Raw genomic sequence first — 23,890 nt, forward strand, 5'->3', positions numbered from 1 at the left:
GTTGTCTTGGGGGGGGGGGGCCGGGGGGGGGGGGGGGGGGGGGGGGGGGGGGCGGGGGGGGGGGGGGGGGGGGCGCCCCCCCCCCCCCTCCGCATCGTCTCGACGTGCTGCTGCACCTCGTCCCACCTGCGCCGCCGGTACGCGATCGCGTCCGGGTCGTTGCGGTCCTCGGGCGGCAGCGGGGGCAGGGTGACGGTGCCGTCGGCGGTCACGGTGGCGCCGAGGGCCTCGGCGTCGCCGACGGCGCGCCGCAGGTCCTGCTGGGCCCGGGTGAACGCGGACCCGGCGCGGCGCAGGGCGGCGGTGACGGCCAGGGCCTCGTAGTGGAAGGCGGTCAGCTCGTCGGCGACCAGGCCGATCTCCCGGGTGGCCTCGTCGGCGGCGACGCCGCTCCAGGCCCGGGCACCTGCGGCCGCCAGCGGGCCCGGGGCAGCCCCGGTGAGCGGTTGCAGGACGCCGGACCGCACCTGGCCGGCGAGCTGTTCGGAGTGCCCGGCGATCCCGTTCCAGGTGTCCCCGGCCTTGGACAGGGTGTCGAAGGAGGCGTCCCGCAGCTGCGCGAAGGTCACCACGGCCGGCTCACGGGGCCTTGAACGCGATGGCGGCGGAGGTCTCCGTCGACCGGTAGGCGGTGCCGGTGGCCTCCAGACGGTCGGCGGTCAGGCCGAGCCGGGTGTCGAGGCTGTTCCAGCGGGCCGTCCACCAGGTGAGGACCTGGCCGAGCGCCGCGCCCGAGCCGAAGCCGTGCGCGCCGAGGGCCTGGGCGGCGGCGCCGGTGTCCGGTGCGGCGTGGCCGACGGCCTGCCGCAGTTCGCCCTGGAGGCGCCGGGAGACCTCGGCGGCCCGGTGGAGCGCGGCGGGTTCGACGTGGACGGGGGCGCCGGCGGAGGGGCCGGCGGCCCAGGGGCCCGGTCCGGCGGCCGGCCGGGGCGGGCCGGGTGGCGGGCCGTCCTGGCCGTACAGCCACGGATTCCGCCGCGCCTCGGTGCTGTCGGCCATGGTCGTTGCCCCCCGGCGTGATTGGTCGTCTCCGTACGGTAACGCGGTGGCCGGTCCGGGCCGGCGGTTTTCCGGCGGATCCGTGCGCGAGGTGTAGCCGCGGGTGCTACGCGGGGCTACCTTGGAGAGCATGAAGACGATTACCCAGCGGGAGTTCCGTAACAACTCCGCCGCGGTGATGGACGCGGTGGAGGCGGGGGAGATCTTCCACATCACCAGGAACGGGGTCGAGGTCGCGGAGCTGCGGCCGGTGGCGGGGCGCCGGCGGCTCACGGCCGAGGAACTGGTGGCGCGGCACGTGAAGCTGCCGCGGGTGGACTACCAGCAGATGCGCAAGGAGTCCGAGGAGTACTTCGGGCCGGAGGAACTGGTCGGGGACGAGGACGGCGACCCGTTCGAGCGGCCGCGTGGCTGAGCGGCGGCGGGCGCCCCGGCGGCGGCCCGCCGGGGTGCTGGACACGTGTGTCTACATCGACCTGGCACTGCTGAGTCCGGCGGACCTGCCGGCGGTGCCGGAGCTGACCGCGATCACCTTCGCGGAGCTGCAGCAGGGCGTGTCGATGGCCCGTGACCCGGTGAGCCGGGCGGCCCGGCTGGAGGTGCTGGGTGCGGCGATGGCGGACTTCGAGCCGCTGCCCTTCGACGGGGCCGCCGCCGCCCGCTACGGGACCCTGGTGACGCTGACGATCGCGGCCGGCCGGCAGCCGCGCCCGCGGCGGATCGATCTGATGATCGCCGCGATCGCCTCCGCGCACGGGCTGCCGCTGTACACGCGCAACATCTCGGACTTCAAGGGGCTGGGCTCGGCGGTCGAGGTCATCGGGATCTGAGCCGCCCCGTCGGCCCGCCCCATCGGCCGGCCGCGACCGGCTGCCCGCACCCGATGCGGGGGCGCGGGCGGCCGAGCGGGCTCAGGCGGGAACGTTTTCGAGCCGCACGGTGGTCCCGGTGGCGGCCGAGGCGCGGGCGGCCTCCAGGACGGTCAGGGTGGCGACGGCGTCGCGCGGGTCGACCGGGGGCGGGGTGCCGGGGTCGTCCAGGGCGGCGGCGACGCCCGCGTAGAAGGCGGGGTAGTCGCCGGGGTCGGTGGGCAGCGGGGTGGTGGACCCGTCGGTGCCGAGGGTGCCGTACTGGGCGGGGTCGTCGGCGCCCCAGGGCAGGGTGCCGTCCGGGCGCAGGCCGGTCCGGAGGGCCGCCTCCTGGGGGTCCATGCCGGGCTTGACGTATCCGGCGGCGTCGCCGAGGACCCGCAGTCGGGGGCCGACGAGCGGGGTGATCGCGCTGGTCCACAGGTGGGAGCGGGTGCCGTTGGCGTGGGTGAGGGCGAGGAAGGCGTCGTCGTCTACCACCGCGCCGTCGCGCCGCACGTCGATCTCCGCGTACACCGTGTCGACCGGCCCGAAGAGGGTGAGCGCCTGGTCGACGAGGTGGCTGCCGAGGTCGTAGAGGGTGCCGCCGACCTCGGCCGGGTCGGCGAGTTCGCGCCAGCCGGGCTTGGGCTTGGGCCGGAACCGCTCGAAGCGGGACTCGAAGCGGTGCACCCGGCCGAGCGCGCCCTCGCGGACGAGGCGGGCGGCGGTGAGGAAGTCGCCGTCCCAGCGGCGGTTCTGGAAGACGGTGAGCAGGGTGCCGGTCGATCCGGCGAGTTCGCAGAGCTCGCGCGCCTCGGCGGCCGTGGCGGCGAGCGGCTTGTCGACGACGGTGGCGAGCCCGGCCCGCAGCGCGGCGCGGGCGAGCGGGGCGTGGGTGCGGTTGGGGGAGGCGATGACGACCAGGTCGAGCGCGTCGGGGTCGGCGAGCAACTGCTCGGGGGTGTCGACGGCGTGGGCGTCCGGGTGCTCCTGCCGGAGCTGGGCGCGGCGGTCGGGGTTGGCGGTGACCACCGCGGCGAGCCGGAGTCCGGGGGTGGTGGCGATCAGGGGCGCGTGGAAGGCGGAGCCGGCCAGGCCGTAGCCGATCAGACCGACGCGGAAGGGCGGGCGGGAGCCGGGAGCTCCGGGGGCGGCGGGGCGCGCGGAGGTGGTCATGCGCCCTACTCAACCACGGTGTGCCCGGTCGGCCCCGGTTTCGGCGCCGGACCCGGAGCGTCCGGTCCGGCGCGGGAGACCGACGGGCGAACGGTGGGCCGACGGGCGGGGGTGTTGCCGCCGCCGCGGTGGGGGGCGCGGCGGCGGCAGACCCTTGTGGAGACCGACGGTGGTGGCCGCCGGGGCCGGTGCGGGGGACCCGGCGTGGCGCTCACGTTAACCGGGTGGGCCACGCCGTCGAGGGGGCATCGGTGCGGTTAGGGGCGGCTTAAGGAGCCCTTGAGGGGCGGCCGGCCCGGTCCGGCCGGCGGCCGCCGCGGCGAGGGCCCTCCCGCGCTCGGCGCGGGAGGGCCCTCGGGGTTCCCTGGTGGCGAAGGCCGTTGACCGGCCGTCAGATCAGGTCGACCAGGTCCGCGATCGAGTCGACCACCTGGGTCGGCCGGTACGGGAAGCGCTCCACCTCACTGGCCAGGGTGAGGCCGGTGAGCACCAGGAAGGTCGACATGCCGGCCTCCATGCCCGAGACGATGTCGGTGTCCATCCGGTCGCCGATCATCGCGCTCCGCTCGGAGTGGGCGCCGATGGCGTTCAGGCCGGCGCGCATCATCAGCGGGTTGGGCTTCCCGACGAAGTAGGGCTCCACACCGGTGGCCTTGGTGATGAGGGCGGCGACCGAGCCGGTGGCGGGGAGCGCGCCCTCGGCCGACGGGCCGGTCTCGTCCGGGTTGGTGGCGATGAACCGGGCGCCGTCGTTGATCAGGCGGACGGCCTTGGTCATGGCCTCGAAGGAGTACGTCCGGGTCTCGCCGAGGACGACGAAGTCGGGGTCGGTGTCGGTGAGCACGTAGCCGACGTCGTGCAGCGCGGTGGTCAGTCCGGCCTCGCCGATCACGTACGCGGTGCCGTTCGGGCGCTGGTCGGAGAGGAACTTCGCGGTGGCCAGCGCGGAGGTCCAGATGTGCTCGGCGGGGACGTCCAGACCCATCCGGGAGAGCCGGGCGTGCAGGTCGCGCTGGGTGTAGATGGAGTTGTTGGTGAGCACCAGGAACGGCTTGCCGGACTCACGCAGCCGCTTGATGAAGGCATCGGCGCCGGGGATCGGCACGCCCTCGTGGATGAGGACCCCGTCCATGTCGGTCAGCCAGGTGTCGATGGGCTTGCGGTCTGCCACGGTGGTGTCTCCTAGGTCTTGCGATGGTTCGAAAATCGCACCGGACCGGACACCAGCGGCCGGCCGGGCGCCAATGGCTGCCCCAACGACGATCAGCCTAGTCGTCCCGGGCCGCTGCCCCTAGGGCCCGACGACCGGTGGACCGGGGCGGTGGGCCGGCGCGGGCTGGTCTAGCCTCTGCACTGCTGTCGCGGGCCCCGCATCGGTCGATGTCCTGGGCGGGCCCGCTCGCTGTGTGCACCGAGGAGGGGCGGATGAGCACCACGGGGGAGCTTTCGGCGGGGGCCGAGGAATCGGCGGTCCGGACGGGGGAGCGGTCGGAGGGGAGACGGCCGGGCGCGAAGGAGCCGGAGGAGAGCCGGGTGGAGGGGGAACGGCCGGAGGGGGAACGGGCGGACGAACAGCGGGCCGGGGAACTGCCGGAGAAGCGGGTCACCTGGGCCGAGCTGTACTTCGACCTGATCTTCGTCTTCGCGATCACCCAGGTCTCCGGACTGCTGCACCACCACCACGACCTGCTCGGGATCGTGCAGGCGCTGGTGGTGTTCGTCCCGGTCTACTGGTGCTGGGTCGGCACCACCGTGCAGGCCAACATCCGCGACGTGGACACCCCGCGCGACCGGCTGGGCATCCTGGCGGTCGGGTTCACCGGCCTGGTCATGGCGCTCGCGGTGCCCGGCGCGTACGGGAACCGGGGCGTGCTGCTCGGTGCCGGGTACTGGGCGGCCCGGGTGGTGCTGCTGCTCCTGCTGGCCCGGATCCCGGGGGTCTGGCGCGGGCCGTACGGGGTGGGCGTGCTGGTCAGTGGGCCGCTGCTGGTGGCGGGCGGGCTGCTGCCGGAGGGGCCGCGGGTCCTGCTCTGGGGGCTGGCGGCGCTCTGCGACCTGGCCGGGCCGGTGGTGTTCCGCAACAAGCTGGCGAAGGTCGCCTACCACCCCTCGCACATGCCGGAGCGGTTCGCCCTGTTCCTGCTGGTCGCGCTCGGCGAATCGATCGTCGGGATCGGCGCGAGCGCGGCGGCGGTGCGTCTGGACGCGGCCGAACTCGTCGCCGTCACGGCCGCGTTCACCATCTCGGCCGGGCTCTGGTGGCAGTACTTCGTGTTCGCGGCCGACGCCATGCGGCACGCCGTCACCGTCGCCGACTCGCGGCGGGACATGGTCCGCCGGGTCTTCCAGTACGGGCACCTGGCGCTGGCGGCCGCGGTGATCGCGGTGGCGGTGGGCATCGGCGAGACGGTCGCGGATCCCCGCCGGGCGCTCGGGGCGGGGTCGGTGGGCCTGCTGTACGGGGGCTGCGGGCTCTACCTGCTGACCTTCGGCTACACCCGGTGGATGATGTTCCGCTCGGTGGCGACCACCCGGATCGTGGCGGCGGCCGTGGTGCTGGCGCTCGCCCCGGCCATGGTGCGCTGGCCCGCGCTCGCCGCGCTGGTGGCGCTCGCGGTGGTGCTGGTGACGCTGAACGTGGTCGAGCACGTCCTGGTGGCCCGGGCCGCGGCGGCGGAGGCGGTCGGCGAACGGGGCGCTGAACCGGGCGCGGAACCGGCCGCGGAAGGTGCCGCGGAAAGGGCCCGGAAGCCCTCCGGCGAAGCGGTCGGGGACCCGGTTGTCGGTGGGCCTGTGTAGCGTTCGGGGTGAAAGAGGGCGTACGGCGCGAGGGGCGCGATATGCCCGCAGGTCGGGGCGGTGCCGCGGTGAGCGGCCGTCCGGTGGGAGGTAGATGTCGTCGTGACGGACACGGTCGAGGCGAACGTGGGCGGGGCGGAATCGGGAGCCGGTCTGGAGCTGCCGGAGTCCTGGCGGGAGGTGCTGGGCGCCGAGACGGAGAAGCCGTACTTCGCCGAGCTGGCGGCCTTCGTGGCGGCCCAGCGCGCGGAGCACCAGGTCTTCCCGCCGAGCGGGCAGGAGTTCTCCGCACTGGAGGCCACGCCGTACGAGAAGGTCCGGGTGCTCGTGCTCGGCCAGGACCCGTACCACGACGACGGCCAGGCCCACGGGATGAGCTTCTCGGTGCTGCCCGGCACCAGGACGCCGCCCTCGCTGCGCAACATCTTCAAGGAGCTGGACGCCGACCTCGGCGTTCCGGCGCCGGACAACGGCTACCTGATGCACTGGGCCGAGCAGGGCGTGCTGCTGCTCAACGCGGTGCTCACGGTCCGGGCGCACGAGGCCAATTCGCACAAGGCCAAGGGTTGGGAGAAGTTCACCGACGCGGTGATCAAGGCGGTCAGCGAGCGCGAGGAGCCGGTGGTCTTCGTGCTCTGGGGCAACTACGCCAAGAAGAAGCTCCCGCTGATCGACACCGGGAAGCACGTGGTGGTCCAGGGCGCGCACCCGTCGCCGCTGTCCGCCAAGCTGTTCTTCGGCAGCCGCCCGTTCTCGCAGATCAACACCGCGCTGGAGGGCTTCGGGGTCGACCCGATCGACTGGCGGATCCCGGACCTCAAGCAGGCCTGAGCAGGGCCCCGCGGAGGCGTTCCGGCCGGCCCGCTGCTGATGGGTCGTCTCCTCGCCTCCGGCCGCCCGCCGTTCACCTTCCGGTGGACGGCGGGCGGTGCCCGGTGTGCGAAGCTGGGGCCGGACGACCTGGTCACCGGACCGGGGCTGGGAGGGGCGGTACGTGCGCCGAGTCGGGCGAGGGGCTGGATTCCGGGCGGAAGTGGGGGCGGTCCTGCTGGGGCTCGTGGCGGGGGCCGTGGGCTGCGGCGCCGGGGGGAGTCCGACAGGAGCGGGAGCGCCGGCCACGGTGCCCGCGACACCTGCGGCGCCCGCGCCGGTCGCGCCCGGGGGGCCGGCACCCGGCGCCCCGCCGCAGCTCCCCGGCCAGACCTTCTACGTCTCCGACCGGACCGCCGCCGCCCAGCAGGTGACCGCGCTGCGCGGCCAGGGCCGGACGACGGAGGCGGACACCCTGCTGCGGATCGCCGCCCGGCCCTCCTCGCAGTGGCTGACCGACGGGGCCGCCCGGGGCACCGCCGAGCAGGTGAGCCGGCGCGCGGCCGAGGCCGACCGGACACCGGTCTTCGTCGCGTACGACATCCCGCACCGGGACTGCGGTCTCTACTCGGCCGGCGGAGCCACCGACGCGGCCGCGTACCGGGACTGGGTCACCGGGATCGCGGAGGCGCTCGGTGACCGCCGGGCCTGGGTGGTGCTGGAGCCCGACGCGGTCGCGCACACCCTGGACGCCTGCGGGGTCAAGGGCGATGCCGCCGCCGAGCGCTACGGCCTGCTGGCCTTCGCCGTCCAGGAGTTGAAGAAGCGTCCGCAGGTGCGGGTCTATCTGGACGCGGGCAACCCCGGCTGGGTGCAGGACCAGGCCGCCCTGGCCGGGGCCCTGCGCAAGTCCGGGGTCGCGGCGGCCGACGGCTTCGCGCTGAACGTCTCCAACTTCTACGCCACCGACCGCGCCATCGCGTACGGGGCCCAGCTGTCTGCCCTGCTGGACGGCAAGCACTTCGTCGTCGACACCAGCCGCAACGGCAACGGCCCGCTGAGTGCGGAGGCGTGGTGCAACCCGCCCGGCCGCGCGCTCGGCACGCCGCCCACCACGGAGACCGGGCAGCCCGGGGTCGACGCCTTCCTCTGGATCAAGAACCCGGGCGAGTCGGACGGCGAGTGCGCCCGGGGCGAGCCCCGGGCGGGCGAGTTCTGGCTCCCGTACGCGCTCGGCCTGGCGACGGCCGCCGCCACGGGGTAGGCGGCGGCCGGACGTCCGCGCGGCGGGAATTGTCAGACAACCCCTAGCCGGCCGTGCCGAGGAAGGACTCCCAGCCGCCGGCCGGCGCCTGCCCCACGTTGAGGGTGCGCAGCTTGCGCAGGGTGGACTGGTCCTGGACCTCCAGCCACTCCACGAGCTGCTTGAACGACACCAGCCGGACCTCGGGCTTGCCCGCGATCGTCTTGAGGGTCTCCTCGACGGCGTCCATGTAGATGCCGCCGTTCCACTGCTCGAAGTGGTTGCCGATGAAGAACGGCGCGCGGTTGCCGTTGTAGGCGCGGTCGAAGCCGGCCAGGTAGGAGTCCCTGGCCTGGGTGCGCCAGTCGTTGAACTTGGCCGGGTCCCCGTTGGTGACCTTCGACTGGTTGGCCAGGATGTTGTAGTCCATCGAGAGCACCTGGAAGGTGTGCCCGGGGAACGGGATGCTCTGCAGCGGGAGGTCCCAGACCTTCCCGTCCTGCACCTTCTGGGGCCAGATCTGCTGGCCGCCCGAGGAGCTGGCGTCGTACTTCCAGCCGAGGGCGGCGGCCGTCGGCAGCAGGGCCTTCTGCCCCTCCAGGCACGGGGTGCGGCCGCCGATCAGTTCCTTCTTGTAGTCGAAGGGCAGCGGGTCGACGTCGGTGAAGCCGGTGTTGGTCCGCCACTGGGTGACGAAGCCGACGGCCTGGTCTATCTCGCTCTTCCAGTCGTCGGGGGACCACTTGTTGACGCCGTTGCCGTCCGGCCGGGTCGAGCAGAAGTGGCCGTTGAAGTGGGTGCCTATCTCGTGGCCGGCCAGCCAGGCCTGGCTGACGAGCTTGATCGTGTTCTTGACCGCGCCGTCCGACAGGTAGGGGATGTCGGAGGCGCCGACCGAGTGCAGCGGCGGGTGGTACAGCTCGGACCTGCCCTTGGGCAGGGTGTATATGCCGGAGAGGAAGAAGGTCATCGCGGCCTTGTGCTCCTCGGCGAGCTTGAGGAACCGGGGGAACTGGCCGTCCTCGGTCGCTCCGGCGCCGTCCCAGGAGAACACCACGAACTGCGGCGGGCGCTCGCCGGGCTTGAGCTTCTCCGGCTTGGGCTGGTTCGGCTGGGGGCCGGTGTCGGAGGTCGAGCCGTCGCCGATCGGCTTGCCCTTGGTCGGGGTGCCGCTCGGGGTGGCGCCGGTTCCGGTGCTCGCGCCGCCGGTGGTGGGCGCCGGGGCGGGGCCCGGACCGGAGCCGGAGGCGGAGGCCGAACCCGAGCCGCCCCCGGAGCAGGCCGTCACCGCTCCTAGGGCCGCGGTCGCGGCGGTGGCTGTGAGCACGGTCCTGCGCGAGATGCTGCCCATCGTCTCCCCTGGGTTCGTCCGGACCGGGTGGTGGCCGTGGCCTCGCCCGTATCAGTCAATTAGGACAATTGAGTGATTATCCGTCGTTAGGATTGCATGCGAACACACGGGTCACCAAGGAACCCGGGGGGTCGCCGAACATGAACACGCTCGGTACGCCCGTACGGGATGCGAAGAAATGTCTTCTGTTGCCGTCCTGTGACGCTTCGCCCGATTCGAGGGGCGTGCCGTCGCGGCGTCAGCCCAGCGAGAGCCGGCGGTTGCGGCGCACGATGCGGGCGATGGCGGTGCTCACCGCGGTGGCCGCGGTGCAGGAGACCGCGAGGCTCAGCCAGGCGGTGTCGAACCAGTGGCTGTTGAGCCAGCCCAGGGTCACGATGTAGGCCGCCCAGATCATCGCCGCCAGCGCCGACCAGCGCAGGAAGCGATGGGGGTGCGCGGGGGAGTGGCCGATGGCCAGATCGAGGACGGTCCGCCCGGCGGGAACGAACCGGGCGACCACGACCATGACGGCCGCCGCCCGGGTGGTGCGCCCGTCCAGCGCCTGCTGGACCCGGGTCACGCTCGCCGCGAGTTTCGGCCGGTGCTCGAGCCGCCGGTTGACCATGGGCGCGCCGCGCCGGGCCAGCTGGAGCAGCAGCAGATCGCCGAGGAAGGAGGCGGTGGCCACGCCCAGCCCGAGCAGTACGGGCGCGCCCTCTATCTGCGCCGTCTTGAGCACGGCGAGTATGACGAGCGTCCCGCTCGGGATGAAGGGGAGGAAGGCGTCGCCGAGCACGGCGCAGAGCGCCAGGGCGCAGATCCACGAGGATCCGGCCAGTGTCGCGATGTCCATGAGCTTCCTCCCGCCAGGCTGCCCGGGGGAGCAGTGGTTGCAAGGGACAACGCTAGCGTCTCGACTTTTCATGCCATGAAGCACCCCGGTTGTGCGGCGGCTCACAGGTGTCGGGCCTCACAGGCCCGGGCCCGCCCGGGCCGGTCCGGGGCGACGAGGGTCCGGGGTGACGAGGGTCCTGAGCGACGAGGGTCCGGGGCGGCGCGGTTCCGCAATGGCACGAGCCCCCGGGGCGGGGTGCCGCTCCAGGGGCTCGCGGGGATCGGTCGGCGCTGGTCCAGCCCGACGATCTTGCTGGTGAGTGCGGATCCGGTTGGGTGATCCGCCGGGAACCAAGCCTGCCGGACGCCGGACACCGCCCGCGAGCCCTCGGGCTGGCGACTTCCCGCGCTGGCGTGAAGTCGCCACGGGTGTTCGTCCGCTGGCTCTGCGTCAACCGGGGCCGGGTCCCCGGGGACCTCCTGCGGCGGACGGGACGGGCGTTCGCGAACGGGTCGCCGGGGCCCGGCCGGATCCGGGGCGGGGAACAAGGGGGACCGCCGCCGGGGTTGACCACTGTCGGCACCGGCGGCGGCACCGGCCGACCCGGTGGCCGGCACCGGTGCACCGCACCGGCGGACGGAACGACCACGGCCAGGAGGACGGACGGTATGACGACCGAGGACAGGCGGGCGGAGCAGCGGGAGGACGGGAGCGCGGCGCCCGTCCCGGACGCGGTCCGCGGCACGGCCCGGGGAACGGCGCCCGCCCCGCTGTCGATTCTCGACCTGGCCACCGTCGGGGTCGGCCACACACCGGCGCAGGCACTCGCCGCGACCACCACCCTGGCCCGCAGCGCCGAGGAGTGGGGCTACCACCGCTTCTGGGTGGCCGAGCACCACGGCATGCCCGGTGTCGCCAGCTCCACCCCGGCCGTCCTGCTGGCCCACCTCGGCGCCCACACCACCACCCTGCGGCTCGGTTCGGGCGGCGTGATGCTGCCCAACCACGCCCCGCTGGCGATCGCCGAGCAGTTCGGCCTGCTCGAAGCCCTCCACCCGGGCCGGATCGACCTCGGCCTCGGCCGCGCCCCCGGCACCGACGCCGCCACCGCCCGGGCGCTGCGCCGGGGCCTCGGCGAGGGTGCCGACGACTTCCCCCGCCAGCTCGCGGAGCTGACCCACTTCCTCGACGGCAGCTTCCCGGCCGAGCACGCCTACTCCCGGCTGACCGCCGTCCCGAAGGGCGAGGGGCGGCCGCCGATCTGGCTGCTCGGTTCCTCCGGCTTCAGCGCCCAGCTGGCTGGCCGGCTGGGGCTGCCGTTCGCCTTCGCGCACCACTTCAGCAGCGTCAACACCCTCCCGGCCCTCGACCTCTACCGCTCGGAGTTCCGCCCCTCCGCCGTGCTCGACGAGCCGTACGCGCTGATCGGGGTGGGCGCGGTCGCGGCCGACGACCGGGACACCGCCCGCCGCCTCGCCCGCTCGGCGGCCCTCGGCATGCTCCGGCTGCGCCGCGGCAACCCGGGCCCCATCCCCACCCCGGAGGAGGCCGAGTCCTACCCGTACAGCCCGGCGGAGGCGGACTTCGTCGACGAGTGGCTCGGCAATGTCGTGCTGGGCTCGCCGGGCGAGGTGGCCGACGGGCTCGAGGCGCTGCGCAAGCGGACCGGGGTGGAGGAGCTGATGGTGACCTCGCACATCCACGGTCACGAGGCGCGGCTGCGCTCCTACGGGCTGATCGCCGAGGCCTACGGCCTGACCGGCGCCCGGGCCTCGGCCAGCTGACCGGAGTCAGCCCCGGGCCACCCGGGCCGCCGGCGCCTCCCGGCCGTCCGGGCCTGCCCCGGCCGACCGGTGGGCGCCCCCGCCGTCCCGCCCGCCCCGGTTCTCGCGGTCGTCGCGCCGGGCCCGGGCGGCCCGTCCGTCCCGGTTGTCGCGGTTGTCGCGGAGTATGGCCGCGACGAGTTCCGCCTCGCCGGGGCGGGCGAAGTACCAGCCCTGGGCGGTGTCACAGCCGGTGAGCCGCAGCCGTTCGGCCTGGGCGGCACTCTCGATGCCCTCGGCCGTCACGGTCAGGCCGAGGGTGTGGGCGAGCTGCACCATCGCGCCGACGATCTGCTCGTCCGCGTCGCTCCGCCGCGCGCCGGAACCGGGGAGTTCCGCCCGGGAGCCGGTCGGGGAGGGGTCGCGGAAGCCCTCGATGAAGGTGCCGTCCAGCTTCAGTACGTGCACCGGGAGCCGGGAGAGGTAGGCGAGGTTCGAGTAGCCCGTCCCGAAGTCGTCGATCGCGATCCGGACGCCCATGTCGGCGAGCGCCTGGAGCGCCTGGAGCGGGCGGCCGCCGGGGCCGAGCAGCGCGCTCTCGGTGATCTCCAGCTGCAGCAGCCGGGCCGGCAGCCCGGTGCGTTCGAGGGCCTGGGCGACGTCGGCGACCACGTCGGAGTCCCAGATCTGGCGGGCGGCCAGATTGACGCTCACGAAAGTCTCGGTCTCCGGGAACTCGGTGAGCCAGCGCCGGGCCTGGCGGCAGGACTCCTCCAGCACCCACTTGCCGAGCGGCACGATCGCCCCGGACTCCTCGGCGAGCGGGATGAAGCGGTCCGGCGAGAGCGTGCCGTAGCGGGGGTGGCGCCATCTGACCAGGGCCTCGGCGCCGTGCACGGCACCGTCGGCGAGGCCGACCAGCGGCTGGTACTCGATGGTGAACTCGCCGCGCTCCAGCGCCGGGCGCAGTGCGGTCGCGAGCAGCTGGCGGGTCAGCTGGTGGGCGCCCCGGTCGGGGTCGTAGAGGGTCCACCGGGCCCGGCCGTCGGCCTTGGACCAGTACAGGGTGGCGTCGGCGTCCTTGACCAGGTCGGTGGGGGTGGTCTCCTGCACGGAGCGCTCGACGACGCCGACACTGGCGGTGACCACCAGGCGGTGGCCGGCCACGTCGAAGGGCCGTTCCAGGGCTTCGAGGATCCGGGCGGCCAGGTCGGTCAGCTGGTCGCTGCCGCGGCTGTCGGTCACCAGGACGGCGAACTCGTCGCCGCCCATCCGCGCCACCATCCGGGTGCCGTGCGCGGAGAAGCCGCGCCGCAGCCGGGTGGCCACGGCGATCAGCAGTTGGTCGCCGATGTGGTGGCCGAGCGTCTCGTTGATCGCGGCGAACCCGTCGAGGTCCAGGTAGCAGACACCGACCCGGGGGCCGTCCGTCCCGTCCCCGTCCTCGTCCCCCTCCGCGGCGGCCGGGGGCGGGGGAGCCGGCAGCGGCCCCGTCGACCGGTCGGCGGTGAGGCAGGCGGCGTCGAGGCGTTCGAAGAAGTACGTCCGGTTGGGCAGGCGGGTCAGCGGATCGTGCAGGGCCTGGTACTCCAGCCGGTCGCCGAGCCGGCGCTGCTCGGTGATGTCCTCGACCAGGGCGAGCGTGTAGAGCGGCCCGCCCGCGGCGTCCCGGATCAGCGAGACGGTCACCTTGCTCCAGACCGTCCGGCCCTCGCGGTGCTTGAGCTGCTTCTCGACCCGGAGCCGGTCGCGCTCGCCGTGGACGAGGGCCGGGAAGAGCCGGTGCGGCATACCCTCGGGGTCGACGATCTCGTGGATGTGGGTCTGCGCCAGTTCGCCGACGGTGCGGCCGGTGAGCGCGGCGAAGGCGGGATTGACCTCGATGATCCGGTCCTCGGGGTCGATCAGGGCCATGCCGATGCCGGCGTCCCAGAAGGCGGCCCGCAGCCGGGCCTCGCTCACCCGCAGGTCGGCCGGCAGCGGGTTCCCGTCCTCGGCGGCGGCTGCTCCCGGCTCCGGGGTCCCGGCGCCGGGGTCGCCGTCCGCCGTCCGGTGGATGTCGTCGGAGAGCGGCCGCGAGCAGGTCGGGCAGAGCGGGGCGTCGCCGGTCACGGCGTCCAGGACGGCCTGGGTGGTGCCGGCGGTGGCGCCCGCGACGGTGCCGTTGGTGCCGTTGGTGCCGTTGGTGACGCCGCCGCCGACGGGGCGGGCGGCGGGCGGTGCGAGGCGGTGCTGCGCCCGTGGCTCCCCGTGCCGCACGCCGGGGTGGTGAGCGTCGGCCCCCTCGTTCTGGCCCGGCACGGCATGCTCCCGTCCGCTGCTGACGCTTGACGCTGGTCCGGCCGGTCACCCGACTGCGGCGGCCGGCTCCGCACCCTGCCGGGGCTCCTGGGGGCGGGCGGCGCGGCGGAACGCTCGGGACGGAGCGGGCCGGGCCGAAGCCCGCCTGAGGAACCGTGAGAACAGGGTGCTGCGGCCGATCATAGGACGCGGCGGCAACGCGCGGTGACCGCCGCCAGGGTGATTCGTCGGCTTTGGGGGCAAGTGCGGCGATACATGCGGACGCCCCCGGTACACATCACATGATGTGCACCGAGGGCGCGTGCTCCAGCAATGCGCCCCCGGGCCCCGGCGGAGCGCCGAACGCGCGCCCCACCGGGGCCGAGGAGCGGGAGGAGCGGGAGAACCGGACGGTCAGCCGGCCAGCGAGGCCGACAGCGTGATGGTGGTGCCGGTCAGGGCCTGGCTCACCGGGCAGTTCGCCTTGGCGTCCTCGGCCGCGGCCAGGAAGCCGGCCTCGTCCAGCCCGGGCACCTCGCCGACCACGGTGAGGTGGATGCCGGTGATGCCGGTGCCCGGCTGGAAGGTCACGTCGGCCTGGGTGTCGAGCTTGGTGGGCGGGGTGCCCGCGCCCGCCAGGCCGTGCGACAGCGCCATCGAGTAGCAGGCGGAGTGCGCGGCGGCGATGAGCTCCTCCGGGCTGGTCAGGCCGTTCGGGGCCTCGGCGCGGGCCGGCCAGGACACCGGGAACTCGCCGATGCCGGACGACGCGAACGCCACCTGGCCCTTGCCGTCGAGCAGGTTGCCTTCCCAAGCGGTGCGGGCGGTGCGAGTGGTTGCCACGATCGGTACCTCCGTCGAAAAATGAGGAACTGCTGGTTCGTCACGTCCGGTCCTGCCGCGCCCCAGCCTACGTGCAGGTCCGGGGCCTGCCACAAGTAGCGCCCCGGCCCGTCGAGTCCGAAAATCCCTCGCCCGTCCGGCCGGGCCCGGCCCCGGGCGGGCGGGCCGGGGCAGCTCGGGGCGGCGTCCGGCGGTCGGTCCGTGTGCCGTCCATATCGTGGACCGATCGGCCAAATGGTGCGGGCCGACGTCGGGCGCCCTGTTAGATTTGCCCGGGCCCGGGCCCGGCCGCCGGACGGCCGGGCGCAAGACCGAGAGAGCCGCGGAGCCTGCCCGATGACGGACCACCCCACGACCCCCGACGCCGGACTGCCCGAGGGGGTCGACGACGCCGTGCGGGCCGAGCTGACCAGCCTGCGCGAGAGCATCGACAACATCGACGCCGCGGTGGTCCACATGCTGGCCGAGCGCTTCAAGGCGACCCAACGGGTCGGCCGGCTCAAGGCCGAGCACAAGCTCCCCCCGGCCGATCCGGCCCGCGAGCGCGCCCAGATCAAGCGCCTGCGCGAGCTGGCCGCCGGCGCGCACCTGGACCCGGTGTTCGCCGAGAAGTTTCTCAACTTCATCATCGCCGAGGTCATCCGCCACCACGAGGCCATCGCGAGCGACGCCGTGACCGGCGGGAACGACGCGGTCTGACGGCCCTCGCGGCCCGCTCCGCCGACCGGGAGCCGGAGCCGCCGCAGCCGTGGGGCGGAGCCGTGCGCCGGGGCCGTCGGCGCTGCGGGCCGGAGCCGCCGCAGCCGTGGGGCGGAGTCGCCGTCGCCGCCGGCCCGGGGATGTCGGGCACGGGGATGTCGGGCACGGGTAAAAGCCCGATTTCGCCTGGATCCCCGATTGGCGTAGCGTGCGGGTTCCCCCGCAGCCGGAGAGTGGAGCAGCGACGATGGCGGTGAACCTGCCGGACACGCACGGCGGCGATGCCGGGGCCGGGGCCGCCGCCCCGGGTGCCCCGGTCGGGGGCCGGGCCGAGGCCCGGCGGGCCCGCCGGGCGGCGGAGGGGCGCCGGAGCAGGTCGCCGACGAACGGCCGGCGGGGGCGCCGGCCGCGCCCGTGGTGGATCGAGATCCCGGCCATGGCGGCGGTGGGCCTGGTGGTCGCGCTGCTGATCAAGACCTGTCTGTTCCAGGTGTTCACCATCCCCTCCGGTTCGATGGAGAACACCCTGCGGATCGGTGACCGGGTCGGCGTCAACAAGCTCGCCCCGCTGACCGGCTGGAAGCCCGAGCCGGGCCAGCCCGTGGTGTTCAAGGACCCGGGGGGCTGGCTGCCGCCGCAGGCGAGCGACGGGAATCCGCTGACCGACGCGCTGGGCTCGGCGCTCTCCTTCGTCGGCCTGGTGCCGCCGAAGGACGACAACTACCTGGTCAAGCGGGTGATCGCGACGGGCGGGCAGACCGTGCAGTGCTCGGGCACCACGCTGACGGTCGACGGTGCCCAGGTCGACGAGCCGTACCTCCACCCCGGGGACGACTCCTGCGCCGGTCTGGACTTCGGTCCGGTGACGGTGCCGCAGGGCCACGTCTGGGTCGAGGGCGACCACCGCAGCGACTCCGCCGACTCCCGGTACCACCAGCGGGGCCCGGGCGGGGGCGCGGTGCCGGTGGACAACGTGGTCGGTCCGGTGTCGGCCGTGGTGTGGCCGCTCGGTCACCTCGACTGGTTCGGCTGGGTCGGCCGCTGATCCGACCGGGAGTGCCCGGGCCCCGGCCCTGTACGGGTGCCCAAGGCTCCCCTGGCTACCGCTCCTTCTCCAGGGCCTTGCCCGTCCCGGCCCCGGCGGCCCGCGCGAGCCGCTCGCCGAGCGCGGTCGCGCCCGCCGGGACCGCAGCGCGGTCCACGTCCTCGCCGCCCTTGCCGGACGTCTCCGCCGTTCCCGCGATCTCCACGGCGGCGGGCTTGCTCGCCTGGGCCGCGAAGGCGCCGGCCAGCACCAGCAGGCCGCCGGTCACCTGCGGCAGGCCGAGGTGCTCGCCGAGCAGGACCCAGGCCAGCACGGTCGCCACCACCGCCTCGAGGTTGGCCACCACACCGGCGACCGGCGGCGACAGGTGGCGGACGGCGACGACGCCGGTCAGATAGGCGAGCACGGTCGCGACCAGGACCATCCAGGCGGCCGGGAGCAGCGCGGGCAGGGTGTGCCCGTTCATCACCACGTCCCCGCCGAGCTTGCTCCAGTCCGCCTGCCAGGGGCGGGTGAAGGCGGTGAGCACGACCGAGCCGATCAGCAGGCCGTACGCGCTGACGGCGATCGGGTCGACGGGGCGGTCGCCCCGGCTGCCGGCGTCGGCGAGCACGAAGTAGCCGACCTGGCAGCAGGCGGCGCCGAGGGCGAACAGCACGCCGAGCAGGTCGAAGCTCAGCCCGTTCCACACCTCGACCACGCAGGCGAGTCCGGCGACCGCGACGCCGGCGCCGATCGCCGCGCCCCGGCTGATCGGCCGGCGCTGGACGAACCGGACGTAGCCGATGAGCAGCGGCGGGCCGAGGTACTCGATCAGGAGGGCGACGCCGACCGGGATCCGCGAGATGGCCGCGAAGTAGCAGGCCTGTACGCCCGCGACGGCCAGCAGGCCGAAGCCGATCAGCAGGCCGGGCCGCCGCAGCACGGCGTCGCGGTGGCGGTAGGCCAGCGGCAGCAGGACCACGGCGGCGCCGGTCACCCGGAGCCAGACCACGTGCAGCGGCGACAGCCCGGCCTCGATCAGAGGCTTGGCCGCGGTGCCGGAGCCGCCGAAGGCGATCGCGGAGACGAGGGCGAGGGTGAGACCGAGGGTCCGGCCGGAGGAGCGGCCGAGCGGGGGCTTCGAGCTGTGCACCGACGAATTGTGACAGTAGGACCGCAATCTCGGTAAGGGGTCATTTCGTTATTCGGTCCTGCACGTCACCCGGGGTGAGCTTCCGCTGCGGAACGGAGTCACCGGCCGGAGTGCCCGCGGAGTCGCCCCCGGGTCGCCGGCCGGTGACACCGTCCGGAGCCACTCGCCGGAGCTACTGGCCGGAGCTGCCGGCGCCGGCCCCGGCGACCACGTCCGCCCCGGTGCCGCCGGTCGGCTGCGGTGCCGTGGTCGGGCCGGTGGTCGGTGCCGTGGTGGGCGCGGTGGTCGGCGCCGGGGTCCTGGTCGGCCTGCCGGTCGGCTGCGGCGTCGTCGGCTGGGTCGGAACGGTGGTCGTGCCGCCGGTGCCGCCGCTCGGCTGCGGAGCCGTGGTCGGTCCGCCGGACGGCGCGGTGGTGGGCTCCGACCCGGCGCCCGACCCGCCGGACCCGCCCGTTCCGCCGGAGCCGCCGGTTCCGCCCTGGCCGGCCTGCGGCGAGGGCTCGCCGGAGGGCGTCGCCGACGCGTCCGGGGCGGCCGGCGCGGAGCTCGCGCCGCCCGAGGGGCTGGGCGAGGCGCCGGCCCCGGAGGAGCCCCAGCCGCCGCGCCCCGAGTCGTCGGCACCCGCGGGCGCGGGGAAGTCGGCGACCGGCTGGCCCTTGAGCGCCGCCTTCATGTAGGCGGTCCAGATCTGCGCGGGGTACTGGCCGCCCGCCGCGCCGTCGAGCCCGCCGGTGCCGCTCAGGCTGACCTGGGCGCCGGTGCCCGGGTCCTGGCCGAACAGCGCGACCGAGGTGACCAGCTCCGGGGTGTACCCGACGAACCAGACCGCCTTGTGCTCGTCGGTGGTGCCGGTCTTGCCCGCCGCCGGACGGCCCAGCGCCTTCGCCCGCCAGCCGGTGCCGCCCTGGTCGGCGATCACGCCCTGGAGCATCGAGGTGACCTGGCGCGCGGTCTGCTCGCCGACCGCCTGGGTGGTCTTGTGGGCGGGCAGTGCGACCGGCTCGCCCTCGCGGTCCACCGACTGCACCAGCCACGGGGTGATCTGCTTGCCGCCGTTGTCCAGCGTGGCGTACACGCCGGCCATGTCGAGCACGCTGGGGGTCGAGGTGCCCAGCGGGATGGAGCCCACCGCGTCCAGGGACGGGGTGTTGCTGGGCAGGCCGAGCGCGATCGCGGTGTCCCGCACCTTCGCCAGCCCGGTGTCCTGGGCGAGCTGGGCGAAGGCGGAGTTCACCGACCAGTCGGTGGCCTGCTGGAGGGTGATCTGGCCGTAGCTCTTGTCGCCCTCGTTCGGCGGCGCGTACGCGGGGCCCTTGCCGCCGCGGACCTTGCGCTCGCTGGTGCCGTCGTAGACGGTGCGCGGGGTGACGGTCTGGCCGGACTGGGTCTTGGCGTTGTTCTCCAGCGCCGCCGCCAGGGCGATCGCCTTGAAGGTCGAGCCCGACTGGTAGTCCCGCCTGGTCGCGTTGTCGATGTAGTGCTTGGTGTAGTCGACCCCGCCGTACAGGGCCACCACGGCCCCGGTCTTCGGGTCCACCGAGGCCGCGCCGGCCTGGACGGCGGCGTCCTTCTTCCGCTTGTCCGGGTTGAGGGTGTCGTGCAGCTGGGCCTGCACCGAGTCCTGGAGTGCCTGCTGGCGGGTCGGGTCGACGGTCAGCCTGATCGTGTAGCCGCCCTTGGCCAGCTCCGACTCCCCGATGATCTGGTTGGTGGTGAGGTACTCGGTCGCGGCGTTGACCAGGTAGCCGGCCTGGCCGGACAGCCCGAGCTGCGCCTGCGGGTCCTTGACCTCGGGGAAGGCGGTGGCGGCCCGCTCCTCGGCGGACAGCCAGCCCTCCTTCACCATGCCGTCGAGCACGTAGTTCCAGCGGTTGACCGCGTTCTGCTTGCCCGCCGGGGTGGCGGTGGCGACGTCGTACGCGCTGGGGGCGTTCAGCAGGGTGGCCAGGTAGGCGCCCTGGGCGGCGTCGAGCTGCGCGGCGTCGACGCCGAAGTACTGCTGGGCGGCGGCCTGGACGCCGTAGGCACCGCGCCCGTAGTACGAGGTGTTGAGGTAGCTGGAGAGGATCTCGTCCTTGGTCTCGGTGGCGTCCACCTTGATCGCTATGAAGAGTTCCTTCACCTTGCGGGTGACCGACTGCTGCTGGTTCAGGTACGTGTTCTTCACGTACTGCTGGGTGATCGTGGAGCCGCCCTGGGTGCCCTCGCCCTTGGCGGTGTTGACGGCGGCGCGGACCATGCCGGGCACGTTGACGGCGCCCTCGTGGTAGAAGTTGCGGTCCTCGGCGGCCAGGGTCGCGTGCTGCGCGGCGGGGGAGACCTTGTCCAGCGGGACGTTCTGCCGGTTGGTCTGGCCGGTCCGGGCGAGCACCGAGCCGTCCTGGTAGAGCCAGGTGTTGCTCTGGGTGGTCGCGGCCGCGTGCGCGTCCGGGACCTTCACCAGCGCGATGCCGAGGGCGAACAGGCCGACCCCGAGCAGGACCGAGGCCACCAGGCCCACCAGGGTCAGGCGCCAGGTCGGTATCAGCCGGCGCCAGCCGGTGCGCCTGGGCCGTCGGACCTTGGTCTTCCGGATGCGCGGCGCGCCGCTCGGGGCGTTACGGGACAAAGCGGCGGCCTTTCCTGCGGGCGGGCGACGGGGAGGGTGCACGGGCGGGGCGGCGGCACGTAGGGCCGGCCCGCGCGGACGGGTCCGTCGACGGTCGGGGGCCTTTGCCCCTTTTCCGGTGTACAGCCCAGAACGCGCCGAAGGTACCGGTTGGCTCCACCGCGACGGGAAGCGAGACCGACATCACACACAAATCGGACGTCAATGGGCAGCGAAAAGCCGGAGAGCCCCTCGTGTGTACGAGAGGCTCCCCGGTGTCGGTGCGCCGCCAGGGACTCGAACCCCGGACCCGCTGATTAAGAGTCAGCTGCTCTAACCAACTGAGCTAGCGGCGCCTGCTGACGTGGAAAACAATACACGCTTCCGAAGGTGCCTCGAACCACCCGGACGTCACCGGGCGCAGTCTGTCCGTTTCCGCCCGGTTGGGGTGGAGTTTGCCGACGGCTAGGGTGGATTTGTGCCCAGCTCCCACCCCGGTCGCCGGAACGCTCGGCGCACTCCTGCCCCGACGCCGAACCCGACGTCCGTTCCGACCGCCGCCGCGGCCCGGCCGGAGGCCGCCGTCCGGGCCGTCGCCGCGCTGCTGCTGCTCAGCGCGGTGGCGTACACCGCCTGGGTCCTGGAGGTGGTGCTCAGTACCGGGCTCGACCCGGTCCAGGCGTACATCAGCGAGCTCGCCGCCGAGGACCAACCGCTGGGCGGCCTCTTCCGGGCCACCGACCTGGTGGCCGGACTCGCGGTGCTGGCGGCGGCCCTGCTCGCGCTCGCCGTCCGCGGGCTCCGCCGCCCGGCACCCCCGGCCGCCGGGGGGAGCCCCGGCCGTCGGCCCTGGGCGGCGGGCGGCTGGGCCGCGCTCGCCCTGTTCGGCGCGGCCACTGCCGCCGACTCCCGGCTGCCGCTGAGCTGCGCGCCCACCAGCGACGAGATGTGCGCCGCCCGCGAGACCGCGGGCCTCGTCCCCGCCACCCACACCGCGCACGCCGTGACCAGCAGCCTGGCCATGCTCGGCGCGCTCGGCGGGCTGGCCGCGCTCACCGTCGCCGCCCGGCGCTACGGCTGCTGGCCGCCGGTGCGCCGGTACGGGCCGTGGCTGCTGGGCGCCGAGGTGCTCGCCACCGGCTGGAGCCTGGGCGCGATCGCCGCCTTCGAGGCGGGTCACGGCACCTGGGCGCTGGGCGCCGGCCAGCGGCTCCAGGTGCTGCTGGTCGCCCTCTGGCTCGCGCTGCTCGCGGCGGCCGTCGGCCTGCCGGACCGCACCGGCGCTGCCGGTGCCGCCGGCGGGGCCTCGGCGGCCGCACCCTCCCGGACCGAACGACGGGATCCGGTATGACCGGCGCTCGCGGCCCGACCGCGAACGGAGCCGGCGGCCCCGGGGACCCGAACGGCCCGGACGGCCCGGGCGACCCGGGCGGTCGTGAGGGTCCCGACGGCGGTGCGGGCCCGCCGGCCTCCCGGTCCGCTCCGGCGCCGGCCGCCTTCGTCCGGATCGACGGCATCCCGCTGCACGTCCGGGTCGAGGGCCTGGGGCCGGTGTGCGTGCTCACCGGCGGGCTCGGCAGCAGCTGGTTCGACTGGGACCTCGTGGTCCCCTTCCTCACCCCGTACCGCACCGTCGTCCGCTTCGACCGGCCCGGCTACGGTCTGAGCGCCCCGGAACCGGCCGGTCGGCCCGTCCCGACCGCCGCCGGGGAGGCGCACCGGATCCGGGCCGTCCTCGACGCGCTGGGCCTGACCGGGCGCTGCACGGTGGCCGGGCACTCACTGGCCGGCTTCCACGCCGAGGCGTTCGCCCGGCTGCACCCCGGGCGGACGGCCGGACTGGTCCTGCTGGACGGCAGTGTCGAACCCGATCCCCGGCCGCGCCCGGCCCCCGGTCTGCGGGACCTCGCGGCGCGCGCCACCGCGGCGGCCGCCACCGCCGTCGCCGTGCCCTACCTGCTCGGGCCCACCGTGCGCCGCACGGTCGCCCGGGCCACCACGGTGCGGCGCGAGGACCTCGCCCCGGCGCCGCTGGTCCGGCGCTGCTACCGCACCGGACGGTCGCTGCGGGCGCTGCTCCGGGAGAACACCCACTACCTGGACATGGCCGCCGAACTGGCCGCGCTGCGCCGTACCGCGCCACTGCCGGCCGGCCTGCCGGTGACCGTGCTCGCCGCCGACGACGGACTGAGCGGCGCCCGGACCGAGGAGTGGCTGACTGCCCAGCGGGGGCTCGCCGAACTCCTGGGCGCGGAGTACCGGCGCACCGCCCCGGCCGGGCACCTGCTGATGTTCGACCGGCCGGACGCGGTGGCCTCGGCGGTCCTGGACACCTCGCGCGGGCCGGGCTGAAGCCGACCGGGCCCCGCGTCCGCCTCCCGCCGCTCAGCCGCCGCCGGCGTTGTCCGACCCGACCACCCGGCGCAGGGCCTGGGCGATCGGCTGCTCCCGGGCGACCGTCCGGAAGGACTTCCGCAGCTCGGAGTGCTCGCGGCCGGGGAAGAGCCGGCGGTCCAGCTGCGCGGCCCAGAGCAGTCCGGCCAGGTGCTGGTCCCGCACGGTTCCTGGGGAGCCGGCCCCCGGACCGGAAGGAGCCCGCAGGGCGGCGGTGATCCGTTCGGCGATCTCGGCGCCGACGGTGGGGCGCACCGGCGGCCAGGCGCGGTACGGCAGCACCAGGAGGATCCGGCGGTGTTCGAGGGTCAGGTGCCCGCTCGCGACCAGCCGCTCCCGGAAGGACTGCACCGCGGGCACCCGGGGCACCTGGCGGATGGCCCGGTCCAGCCCGGGCCGACGCCCCTTGCCGGTCCGCTCCAGCCGGGCGAGCACCCCGGCGGTGACCTCGTCGCCCGCTCCGACCGGGCGGAACGCGGTGATCCGGCGGTCGTCGACCGCGAGGCCGCCGGTCAGCAGCAGCTCGGCCAGCACGGCGGCCGCGACCGCCCGCTGGAAGCCGGCCCGGGAGACCCGCAGGGTGCCGCTGTCCGGGTCGGTGCAGAGCAGGACCAGTTCCTCCGCGAGTACGAGCGGGCGCCGGCCGGAAGCGGCGGGCGGGTCGGGCGGACCGAGCGGAGTCACGGCGGGCGGCACCTCCGGTGCGAGGACGGGTACCCACGCTATCCGTCGGCGCACCGCCGTTTCCGGGCCTTCCGGGGAACGGGGCGGAACGGTCCGGGGGCGGCCGGGAACGCCGAAGGCCCCCTCGCTGCTGCGAGGGGGCCTTCGGCCGTCTGTGCGCCGCCAGGGACTCGAACCCCGGACCCGCTGATTAAGAGTCAGCTGCTCTAACCAACTGAGCTAGCGGCGCCTGCTGACCTGGAAGACATTACACGCAATCGGGCCGATCCGCCGAATCGCGACAGGGTGGTCACTCACCGTGGCGGCGGTCGCCGTCAGTGGGTGGCCGGCAGCCGGGCGAGGGTGCCGAACATGATCGTCAGGTTGGACCAGGTCATAGCAGCAGTTGTCGCACGGCTCCCGGGGGGCCGCGAG

General features: G+C 74.6%; 21 protein-coding genes and 2 tRNA genes. 10 read left to right on the forward strand and 13 right to left on the reverse strand.

The window, feature by feature from the left end:
* Together ACIPYS_RS32495 and ACIPYS_RS32500 are read right to left on the reverse strand one after the other, a co-directional pair.
* A partial coding sequence (locus ACIPYS_RS32495; protein ID WP_400752951.1) for a hypothetical protein occupies positions 1–569 on the reverse strand: 569 nt, incomplete at its 3' end.
* Positions 570–579: 10 nt separating this feature from the next.
* On the reverse strand, positions 580–999 hold the full coding sequence (locus tag ACIPYS_RS32500) for a hypothetical protein (protein WP_400752954.1): 420 nt from the start codon (positions 997–999) through the stop codon (positions 580–582).
* A 130-nt stretch (positions 1,000–1,129) separates the two neighbouring features.
* Between ACIPYS_RS32500 and ACIPYS_RS32505 the strand changes: the two genes are divergently transcribed.
* Positions 1,130–1,414 (forward strand): type II toxin-antitoxin system Phd/YefM family antitoxin, encoded by a 285-nt coding sequence (locus ACIPYS_RS32505; protein WP_030394189.1) that lies wholly within the window; start codon positions 1,130–1,132, stop codon positions 1,412–1,414.
* The gene (locus ACIPYS_RS32510) at positions 1,407–1,829 is read left to right on the forward strand and encodes a type II toxin-antitoxin system VapC family toxin (RefSeq protein ID WP_037779991.1); all 423 of its coding nucleotides are present in this window, start codon (positions 1,407–1,409) and stop codon (positions 1,827–1,829) included. Before ACIPYS_RS32505 ends, ACIPYS_RS32510 begins: the two co-directional genes overlap by 8 nt.
* Positions 1,830–1,910: 81 nt before the next feature.
* Here ACIPYS_RS32510 and ACIPYS_RS32515 read toward each other — a convergent pair whose 3' ends face one another.
* Positions 1,911–3,026 (reverse strand): Gfo/Idh/MocA family oxidoreductase, encoded by a 1,116-nt coding sequence (locus ACIPYS_RS32515; RefSeq protein ID WP_093861980.1) that lies wholly within the window; start codon positions 3,024–3,026, stop codon positions 1,911–1,913.
* 391 nt (positions 3,027–3,417) lie between these two features.
* A complete protein-coding gene (locus tag ACIPYS_RS32520) occupies positions 3,418–4,197 on the reverse strand; it encodes an HAD-IIA family hydrolase (RefSeq protein ID WP_030394186.1) in 780 nt (259 codons plus the stop codon).
* A 254-nt stretch (positions 4,198–4,451) separates the two neighbouring features.
* Between ACIPYS_RS32520 and ACIPYS_RS32525 the strand changes: the two genes are divergently transcribed.
* The 3 genes from ACIPYS_RS32525 to ACIPYS_RS32535 all read left to right on the forward strand — a co-directional run bounded on the left by ACIPYS_RS32525 (position 4,452) and on the right by ACIPYS_RS32535 (position 7,899).
* Positions 4,452–5,825 carry a low temperature requirement protein A gene (locus ACIPYS_RS32525; RefSeq protein ID WP_400752960.1) on the forward strand — a complete coding sequence of 458 codons (1,374 nt, stop codon included), beginning with the start codon at positions 4,452–4,454 and terminating at the stop codon, positions 5,823–5,825.
* 102 nt (positions 5,826–5,927) lie between these two features.
* Positions 5,928–6,656 (forward strand): uracil-DNA glycosylase, encoded by a 729-nt coding sequence (locus ACIPYS_RS32530; protein WP_231977769.1) that lies wholly within the window; start codon positions 5,928–5,930, stop codon positions 6,654–6,656.
* 289 nt (positions 6,657–6,945) lie between these two features.
* On the forward strand, positions 6,946–7,899 hold the full coding sequence (locus tag ACIPYS_RS32535; RefSeq protein WP_400752964.1) for a glycoside hydrolase family 6 protein: 954 nt from the start codon (positions 6,946–6,948) through the stop codon (positions 7,897–7,899).
* Between the two features lie 43 nt (positions 7,900–7,942).
* Here the strand turns inward: ACIPYS_RS32535 and ACIPYS_RS32540 are convergent, their stop codons facing one another.
* The gene (locus ACIPYS_RS32540) at positions 7,943–9,229 is read right to left on the reverse strand and encodes a hypothetical protein (RefSeq protein ID WP_400752967.1); all 1,287 of its coding nucleotides are present in this window, start codon (positions 9,227–9,229) and stop codon (positions 7,943–7,945) included.
* Positions 9,230–9,467: 238 nt separating this feature from the next.
* On the reverse strand, positions 9,468–10,064 hold the full coding sequence (locus tag ACIPYS_RS32545; protein WP_400752970.1) for a DedA family protein: 597 nt from the start codon (positions 10,062–10,064) through the stop codon (positions 9,468–9,470).
* Between the two features lie 650 nt (positions 10,065–10,714).
* Here ACIPYS_RS32545 and ACIPYS_RS32550 point away from each other — a divergent pair.
* A complete protein-coding gene (locus tag ACIPYS_RS32550) occupies positions 10,715–11,830 on the forward strand; it encodes an LLM class flavin-dependent oxidoreductase (protein WP_400752973.1) in 1,116 nt (371 codons plus the stop codon).
* Positions 11,831–11,836: 6 nt separating this feature from the next.
* Here ACIPYS_RS32550 and ACIPYS_RS32555 read toward each other — a convergent pair whose 3' ends face one another.
* Together ACIPYS_RS32555 and ACIPYS_RS32560 are read right to left on the reverse strand one after the other, a co-directional pair.
* Positions 11,837–14,110, reverse strand: a complete 2,274-nt coding sequence (locus ACIPYS_RS32555; protein ID WP_400752976.1) for a putative bifunctional diguanylate cyclase/phosphodiesterase — start codon at positions 14,108–14,110, stop codon at positions 11,837–11,839.
* Between the two features lie 393 nt (positions 14,111–14,503).
* Positions 14,504–14,932, reverse strand: coding sequence for an OsmC family protein (locus tag ACIPYS_RS32560; protein WP_093861986.1), 429 nt, complete (start codon positions 14,930–14,932; stop codon positions 14,504–14,506).
* Positions 14,933–15,268: 336 nt separating this feature from the next.
* On the opposite strand from ACIPYS_RS32560, the gene ACIPYS_RS32565 reads away from it, so the two are divergent.
* Positions 15,269–15,631, forward strand: a complete 363-nt coding sequence (locus ACIPYS_RS32565) for a chorismate mutase (RefSeq protein WP_093861987.1) — start codon at positions 15,269–15,271, stop codon at positions 15,629–15,631.
* A gap of 247 nt (positions 15,632–15,878) precedes the next feature.
* Positions 15,879–16,676 carry a signal peptidase I gene (gene lepB / locus ACIPYS_RS32570; RefSeq protein ID WP_400752981.1) on the forward strand — a complete coding sequence of 266 codons (798 nt, stop codon included), beginning with the start codon at positions 15,879–15,881 and terminating at the stop codon, positions 16,674–16,676.
* A gap of 55 nt (positions 16,677–16,731) precedes the next feature.
* Here the strand turns inward: lepB and ACIPYS_RS32575 are convergent, their stop codons facing one another.
* The 3 genes from ACIPYS_RS32575 to ACIPYS_RS32585 all read right to left on the reverse strand — a co-directional run bounded on the left by ACIPYS_RS32575 (position 16,732) and on the right by ACIPYS_RS32585 (position 20,754).
* Positions 16,732–17,811, reverse strand: coding sequence for a DMT family transporter (locus ACIPYS_RS32575; protein ID WP_093861989.1), 1,080 nt, complete (start codon positions 17,809–17,811; stop codon positions 16,732–16,734).
* A 172-nt stretch (positions 17,812–17,983) separates the two neighbouring features.
* Positions 17,984–20,419: a transglycosylase domain-containing protein gene (locus ACIPYS_RS32580; protein WP_093861990.1), complete on the reverse strand. Its 2,436-nt coding sequence runs from the start codon at positions 20,417–20,419 to the stop codon at positions 17,984–17,986.
* A gap of 261 nt (positions 20,420–20,680) precedes the next feature.
* A tRNA-Lys gene (locus tag ACIPYS_RS32585) sits at positions 20,681–20,754 on the reverse strand.
* A 245-nt stretch (positions 20,755–20,999) separates the two neighbouring features.
* Between ACIPYS_RS32585 and ACIPYS_RS32590 the strand changes: the two genes are divergently transcribed.
* Positions 21,000–21,749, forward strand: coding sequence for a DUF998 domain-containing protein (locus ACIPYS_RS32590; RefSeq protein WP_093865108.1), 750 nt, complete (start codon positions 21,000–21,002; stop codon positions 21,747–21,749).
* Positions 21,746–22,750, forward strand: a complete 1,005-nt coding sequence (locus tag ACIPYS_RS32595; protein WP_400752986.1) for an alpha/beta fold hydrolase — start codon at positions 21,746–21,748, stop codon at positions 22,748–22,750. Before ACIPYS_RS32590 ends, ACIPYS_RS32595 begins: the two co-directional genes overlap by 4 nt.
* A gap of 33 nt (positions 22,751–22,783) precedes the next feature.
* Here ACIPYS_RS32595 and ACIPYS_RS32600 read toward each other — a convergent pair whose 3' ends face one another.
* Complete coding sequence (locus ACIPYS_RS32600) at positions 22,784–23,476, reverse strand: GPP34 family phosphoprotein (protein ID WP_400752988.1); 693 nt, start codon at positions 23,474–23,476, stop codon at positions 22,784–22,786.
* 155 nt (positions 23,477–23,631) lie between these two features.
* Positions 23,632–23,705: transfer RNA gene (locus tag ACIPYS_RS32605), tRNA-Lys, on the reverse strand.
* Between the last annotated feature and the right edge of the window lie 185 nt (positions 23,706–23,890).

The sequence above is a fragment of the Kitasatospora sp. NPDC089913 genome (genome assembly GCF_044748625.1).
Taxonomy (GTDB): Bacteria; Actinomycetota; Actinomycetes; order Streptomycetales; family Streptomycetaceae; genus Kitasatospora.

Coding starts and splice junctions, on each gene's coding strand:
- ACIPYS_RS32500 (WP_400752954.1), bottom strand. CDS start 999: ATGGCCGACAGCACCGAGGCGCGGCGGAATCCGTGGCTGTACGGCCAG.
- ACIPYS_RS32505 (WP_030394189.1), top strand. CDS start 1,130: ATGAAGACGATTACCCAGCGGGAGTTCCGTAACAACTCCGCCGCGGTG.
- ACIPYS_RS32515 (WP_093861980.1), bottom strand. CDS start 3,026: ATGACCACCTCCGCGCGCCCCGCCGCCCCCGGAGCTCCCGGCTCCCGC.
- ACIPYS_RS32525 (WP_400752960.1), top strand. CDS start 4,452: ATGAGCACCACGGGGGAGCTTTCGGCGGGGGCCGAGGAATCGGCGGTC.
- ACIPYS_RS32540 (WP_400752967.1), bottom strand. CDS start 9,229: ATGGGCAGCATCTCGCGCAGGACCGTGCTCACAGCCACCGCCGCGACC.
- ACIPYS_RS32545 (WP_400752970.1), bottom strand. CDS start 10,064: ATGGACATCGCGACACTGGCCGGATCCTCGTGGATCTGCGCCCTGGCG.
- ACIPYS_RS32550 (WP_400752973.1), top strand. CDS start 10,715: ATGACGACCGAGGACAGGCGGGCGGAGCAGCGGGAGGACGGGAGCGCG.
- ACIPYS_RS32565 (WP_093861987.1), top strand. CDS start 15,269: ATGACGGACCACCCCACGACCCCCGACGCCGGACTGCCCGAGGGGGTC.
- lepB (WP_400752981.1), top strand. CDS start 15,879: ATGGCGGTGAACCTGCCGGACACGCACGGCGGCGATGCCGGGGCCGGG.
- ACIPYS_RS32595 (WP_400752986.1), top strand. CDS start 21,746: ATGACCGGCGCTCGCGGCCCGACCGCGAACGGAGCCGGCGGCCCCGGG.